The sequence below is a fragment of the Acinetobacter sp. B51(2017) genome (assembly GCF_003711395.1).
In the GTDB taxonomy this organism is placed as follows: Bacteria; Pseudomonadota; Gammaproteobacteria; order Pseudomonadales; family Moraxellaceae; genus Acinetobacter.
In genome coordinates this window covers 1-6,419 of record NZ_PJRJ01000057.1, presented here as the reverse complement: position 1 = coordinate 6,419, position 6,419 = coordinate 1, and the positions used below count along the sequence as shown (strand labels likewise).

Here is a 6,419-nt window from a genome sequence, read left to right as displayed (position 1 = left end):
GCTCACTCAGGCGAAATTTAGCTGTGTAGAGTGTAGCTTTAGCGAGAATGCGGATATAAACGCTTCTCGTAATATTTTGGCGGTGGGACACACCGTTTTGTCTGTGGAGGGTGGATGCGGTAAAGGTCGCCTTGTGAAGCAGAAAGCAAGCGAAATCCGTGAGGAAGTCGCCTAAGAGCTTTTGCTTTTAGAATCCCTGAGAAACGAGTTTCGCAAGGAGCTAGTCGAAAGTGGTGGGAGTGTGTCAATTCAGACACTCTGATACAATATTACACGATATATTAGTCTCATTTTTAAACATAATATGTAATCAAGCGCTTTGGAATGTAAGGGCTCTACCTAACAACCCTTCAGACATTTGAAGTCAAAATTGCAATGTACTTAACTTTGAAAGTTTAATTGCATCTCCTTTGGCCGACCAATGCAAGCGAGATGTAAGCAGAAATCAAGAGCAGTCAGCGATTTTTTATATTGGCTTGAATAAAGCTGTAAACGCGCATAATCCTGTAGTTTATTAATCTGGATCTCTTGGCGTTTATTTGCAAGCTGATATAAAAGAGGAGTTTGTGACCTAGTGCTATGTAACTGTTCAAGAACATTTTTACCAGACACAAGCCATAGTTCGGTGGGAAATAAAACAGTGATACATTGATAGAATTTTTCAAGCTCCTCAATCTTGCTCCATGGATATTGTATGCCAGCTTTAACAAAGCTCGTACGATTCAGGAAGCTATTCAATACATATTCAATCCTGTCCGGTGAGTGCTCGAAAATAACTTGAAGATTTTTGAAAAAATAAGTAAGGACCTTTTTATCTTCAGCAGTTTTAAGGTGACGAGGTCTTAAACATAGATGAGTTTTTTGCTGTTTAAACAAACGTAACTTATCATTTCTTGATCTGAGGGTAGATAATGCTATTGCATTAGCATACCAAAACTCGACTAAGTTGAATGGGAGGTTTAATTGCTGTGCAACATTTTTAGGATCATGCAATTGTTCAAGCAGTTTTAGTGCTTCAAAGAATAGAGAAAAAGTGATCTTTGATTCGGGTGTACCTGCAAAATATTTAAAATAATCATGAGGTTTAGTAACTTCGTATCTTAGACTTTTTGCAATATCTTGGACATTACTTTTTAGCCAACTTGGATGATTTGCTGAGATCATCTGATGAGTCACATCAAGATGTCGGTTAAAGTTAAATTTACGCTGGTCAGCTCGACTTGGCTTTTTTTCACAGCTATGTGCTAAACCCATGAGATGCCTGACCATATAGGTTGGAAAATCTGGCTGATATTTAAATAACGCCATTCCTCCCATAAAATAGGTCAAATGCAAGTAACTTCGGAAAGTTTCCGTTGGATCAATATGGCCCAGCAAATGAGCAATCAGGAACCATTTATCTTGACCAGTAAAAGTGCGTAGGAGCTGCTGACGCATGTAAACAATGTTTTCTTCCGAAAAATCTACAAATTTTTGCACAACTTTTAAATCTTCAACATTGAGAACTAAAGCAAAGTTATTTGCTGCGCTATGACGAAAAGCGTGAAATGAATAGTCATGTTCTTCAAATAGCTCATCCATAATGAGCTTAAAGGGTTTTGTAACACTATGTGTTGGCAATCGTGCAGAACTGTTCCAGAGATGAAATAGATAAGAACTCGGTTTTACAGATAACCGCTGTTGCACAATATAGTCGTGAAATAAATTTTTCTCTTCATCATTTAATAAACAGTAGACCGGTAAAATTCTGCGTGCACTATCGGTTTTTAGTTGTTGTAAGTTCCCGAGTTTCTTAGAACCGTAGGGTTGAATCCAAATAGAAAAATCTTTTAATCCTTCTATATCTTTTAAACGTAAGCCCAAAATTTCGTTGATACGCATACCTGTACGATATGCAAGCGTGTAAATTAATCTCAGATTAAGATAGTGATGCTCTTCGGCGGGCTCAAGCTGAGACATCACTTTCAGTTTTTGGATCAGTAATTTATAAGTCTGCTTACCAATGAGTCTTGCGCGTGGTTTTGTATATTGATGAATCGGACCAAAGTCAAATGAGTCTGCTTGAAAGACTTCTTCTTGAAAACGATGAAATCTCGCTAACATTTTAATAAAGGGCGCATGCTTATTGGATTTGATTTTGTCTGAGGACAAGCTAGAGCTTTTTTCATCCGTCTGTTTGTTGCCAGAGCCTAAGTCCTCTGAGTTATCATTTAGCTCAGTGGCTTGGCGATGAGAGATCATTTGTTGATAAATGAGCTCTAAGCAGATGTTAAGATCTTCATCTTGATCAATATATTCCAGAGAGTGAATCAACCATGGTTCACCAATTCTCGTATAGTAGCTATAAATTGAGCTATCTTTTAACGGACCATAATTCCTAAAGCTATTGTAGATCTGCTGTGCAGAACAGTTAAATTGCTCAGCGAGTGTGGATAATTGTTGCAAAGTGGGGCGGTATAAACTAATTAGCCACAGAGCCAAACGCTGCGTATATTCATTAAAATTGGCATGCTGGTCCAGACAATAATCAATCAGTAGCTCAACAATTGGGCGATCTGTTTTTGAAAGACTAATAATTTTGAGCACATCTTTATGAATCTTTTTAACGCATGAAATGCTGTTCTGTAAATGAGATGGCACCAGCATTTGATATGCTTTTGAGGTTTTATCTGTTGCGCCAGAGTGATCTTCAAGCGTGATTTTGTTTCTAAACTGTGGTTGAAAATAGCGTTGAAATTCGATTTCAGATAAACCACAAGTGGGAATTTTTTCTGTTAAACAATGAATAAGCGCTGGGCTAATATTAATATTTTCTAATTGTGACCAATGGTAGTGTGCATAGCTAAGTAGAGACTTATATTGTTTACGCGTAAATTCGAGATTCATCTTTTTGAAAATGACTGTTAAGTAATAGCTCAGATCGCGAGTAGGTTGCCTAATTTTTCGGTGGTAGTAATGAAATAGCCACAGCCTTGTAATATGGTCTGGAATGAACTGACGTGATTTTGCCAAAGCATTATCGTTATTGAAAACATCTCCATACTTTTCTGATATGGGCGTTAAAAAAATTACAGTAAATCCCGCAATATCTTGAACGGATTGTGGCTTGATCAGATGCTCGAAAAAAGCTTCTAAGGTGGCTTGCTGACTGATACCACCGTAGAGAATAGAAGAAATCAAAATGTTGCCGATCACTTCTTCAGCAGAAAAAGTATCTGCTTTTGAAGTTGATGTCCAATAGTCTAATAGATGACGATTAATCTGATTCACCTTTGCACCGTGCTCAAGCCAGTTGAACGAAATCACAGGTGTATCTCGCTTCATGTCAAATACAACATCTGGTAAATCTAGTGGCTCTTCACGGGATGAATTCAAGTCTTTAATATAATTCCGGAAGAACGCATAGCCAGCTTTCTTCCATGCCAAAGATGTCGCTTTACTGTCAATAAATGTATACACATCAGGATAGATGGAGGTATTGATGTGTTCAGCGCTAAAATTACTCAAAAAATTGCTCATTATTTTTAAGACTTCATTTTGAGTGTGTTGAACGCGCTTCAGACGATCTTCTTCTCTGCGGTCTTGAGCATATTTTGATTTAGAATTCTTGGAGGAGGACATCAAGTTCAATTCCCGTAATTTTAAAATTTTCTATCATAGATTCAAGTGTGTCTGCAAGATTTCTGTACTCAGACATCGAAAAACTTGAATATAGATGGGCTGATTCTTGCTGCATATTTTCATGTGCAAAGAGTGCCAAGATTGCAGGTTCTGAGACTTTCCCTGTTAAAAAAGCACGTGTAGTATGGCGATGCCAATTGTCATGTCGTAACCCAAGCTCTGGTTGGTTTTTTTTGACTAGACTAGGTTTAAGTGTTTCAAGTTTTTTATTTGTGTAGATATTTAATAAAGGACGTTTACTGTCAAAAATATCTTGAACGTACTGAGCTAAAGCAATGTTTTCACAAGAAAGCTGCAAATGTAAAAATTTTAAAAATTGAATGAACTTTTTAACTTCATTTTTAATAAAATTTCCAAACGGAATCAAGCGACCATGCGACTGTCGATTACCCACTTCTTTATCTGAAACGATCAAGATTTGTTTTTCAAAGTCCCAATGTTTTAAAAAGCCTGGAAATTCGCTCACAGGTCTAGCAGCTGTCAGAAGCAATAGAACGTGCCAGAGCCATACATTATAATGGTTAAAAGTTGCGAGTAAATCTTGGCCTTGGCTAAAAATATTGTACTTTAGAACTGAATAAAGTTCTTGGACCACTTCTCTTTTGGGTGCTTTTATACTGCCAAAGTTCTGATTTGTCTCAATATCAAACTGTAATGTTTGATATTGCATAGCTAAACTTTGGCATAGTGTTTCTAATGTGTCGATATAAGCTGCTTTTAAAACGGGGAGTGGGTAATGACAATAGGAAAGTGAAGCCGAGCGGTTGGTATCAATGCCAGTGAGGAGATCTGCAAGTTGTTTATTGGCTGTGTTATTCAAGATTGTATGGTGTAAGAGGCTACTCACTTTAAGTGATGAGAGATGAGGAATGTACAACTTATCTCTCAGTTTTTTTGAATATTGGTTAACTTGTGTCTCGGATACAGCAGGATTTTCTCGTAATGAAAGAATAAATGATCGAGGAATAGGCAAGTGAAGAGCTGTGGTCTGATTAATAAATGCCTCTGGAAAGGGATGATCTGAATCTGAAAAAATAGAAAATTGCGTATATAGAAAAAATTGATTCTTATCTTCTACAAGTTTCTGACGCAGATTGAGTCTACGAACTCTTTTATTTTGTATCTTTAACCACTCTGAGACAGGGTTGCCTGTGATAAAGCTGAGCATTAAAACAAGTGCACAATTTGCATTCGGATTTTCTGCTGAATTATCGGTTGTATGATGTTCTAAGTAGTTCTCATATAATTTGGACAATATATATGAAATACTCGTTGGGTTTGGGAAAAAATTGGTACATGTATGCTGATGCTCATTTTTTTTAATATGCTGATCAACCAGTCTTTGAGCATAGTGTGCGGCAGTTTCTGAATTGTCAGCTAGTTCAGAGACTTGCTTTAAATTAACTTGAATCTGGCGATCTGATTGAGTATCGGCCAATACTTCTAGTTTTTCAGCATATGATTTACCTTTTCTCGGTAAAGCTAGCGTTTGTTTTACTGATTTATCTTCATCTAAATAAATGAGTTCTAGTGTCTTATCCTCATAGGTTCCCGTATTTCTAACTTTATGATGAAGTACGTAGCTAAAAATTACACGTAAATCATTAAGTAAATTTTTTTCAAATTGACTCAACTCTTCTAGCTTGGATTGATACTCCAGATGTGACACAAAATCGTCTAAATCTATCTCAGGAGAAGGAAGATGTTGGTTCCATAAACTTCTATATTCATCTGTTTTTTTGTATTTTTTATGTATGTTGAGTGCTTTATTTGCTTTACGAAACTTCTCAAATAGCCGTTTAACAGTAGTAACGTGTCCTTTATATTCCTTTTCCTTTTCCTTTTCCTTTTCCTTTTCCTTTTCCTTTTCCTTTTCCTTTTCCTTTTCCTTTTCCTTTTCCTTTTCCTTTTCCTTTTCCTTTTCCTTTTTGATTGTTATCTTAGGTTGGTTTTCAAGCTCAGGTAATGCGAGTAGATAAATACTGGCCTTTAGTGCAATGATATTCCACACCAAAGCCTTTTGATGTAATAAGTTGTCTTTGGAATCTGATTGTAATTGCCAAACAGAATCAATGTACCAGCTGAAAGGGTGGTCTGAAACTTTCGTTGCACGGGACGGTATTAAAAGCTGAAGTTCAGGTTTTAAAATTTGCTGAGGAATATCATATTCCAAATTATCCAACGATAGCCCTTGTAGATGATCTTTTGCTGCTATTTCAAGTAAATAATAGATATATGTTAGATACTGATCGCATAATAACTTTTCGTCACCAATAATTTTGTTGATAATTCTGGCAAGTGAAACCCCTGATACTTCTTCTGATGTACTCATTTTTTGCTCCAAATATCCTCTGGTTTCACAACATAATTAGGATCATCTAATAATCTTTTTACAACTTTACTTTCTGCTTCTAATGCATTGAGAACAGTGTTTCTACTCTGGTTGAGCATCTTTAAGCGGTAATTTAGATGATTGCGACTAAAACCGAGTAGTTTCGCGAGCATATCAAAACCCATTTTATATTGTGGTTTTAGTAGAGATTGTTGATTAATTTCATACAAAACAGTGGGACATATAAACTGATTAATTAGATTCTGTAATCGAGTTGGGTGATCCTAGACAGTATCGTGGACAACAAATCCCTCTAAATTCTTAAAATATTTCTGTTCAAAGGCTTCTGGGCTTAACCAGCCGTTTGCGGAATGCCTTCTGACCCGATTGTAATAAATCTCAATAT

Annotated in this window: 2 protein-coding genes and 2 pseudogenes; 1 reads left to right on the top strand and 3 read right to left on the bottom strand. The window is 36.5% G+C overall.

Annotated elements, in window-relative coordinates; translation table 11 throughout:
- Nucleotides 1–175: pseudogene (locus CYK47_RS14710) on the top strand (RNA-guided endonuclease InsQ/TnpB family protein); the annotation flags it as partial.
- A 206-nt stretch (nt 176–381) separates the two neighbouring features.
- Here CYK47_RS14710 and CYK47_RS14705 read toward each other — a convergent pair.
- From CYK47_RS14705 to CYK47_RS14695, 3 genes and pseudogenes are all read right to left on the bottom strand, one after another.
- Nucleotides 382–3,621 (bottom strand): tyrosine-type recombinase/integrase, encoded by a 3,240-nt coding sequence (locus tag CYK47_RS14705; protein WP_122902532.1) that lies wholly within the window; start codon nt 3,619–3,621, stop codon nt 382–384.
- Nucleotides 3,599–6,013, bottom strand: coding sequence for a hypothetical protein (locus CYK47_RS14700; protein ID WP_122902531.1), 2,415 nt, complete (start codon nt 6,011–6,013; stop codon nt 3,599–3,601). Before CYK47_RS14700 ends, CYK47_RS14705 begins: the two co-directional genes overlap by 23 nt.
- Nucleotides 6,014–6,297: 284 nt before the next feature.
- Nucleotides 6,298–6,419: pseudogene (locus CYK47_RS14695) on the bottom strand (IS3 family transposase); the annotation flags it as partial.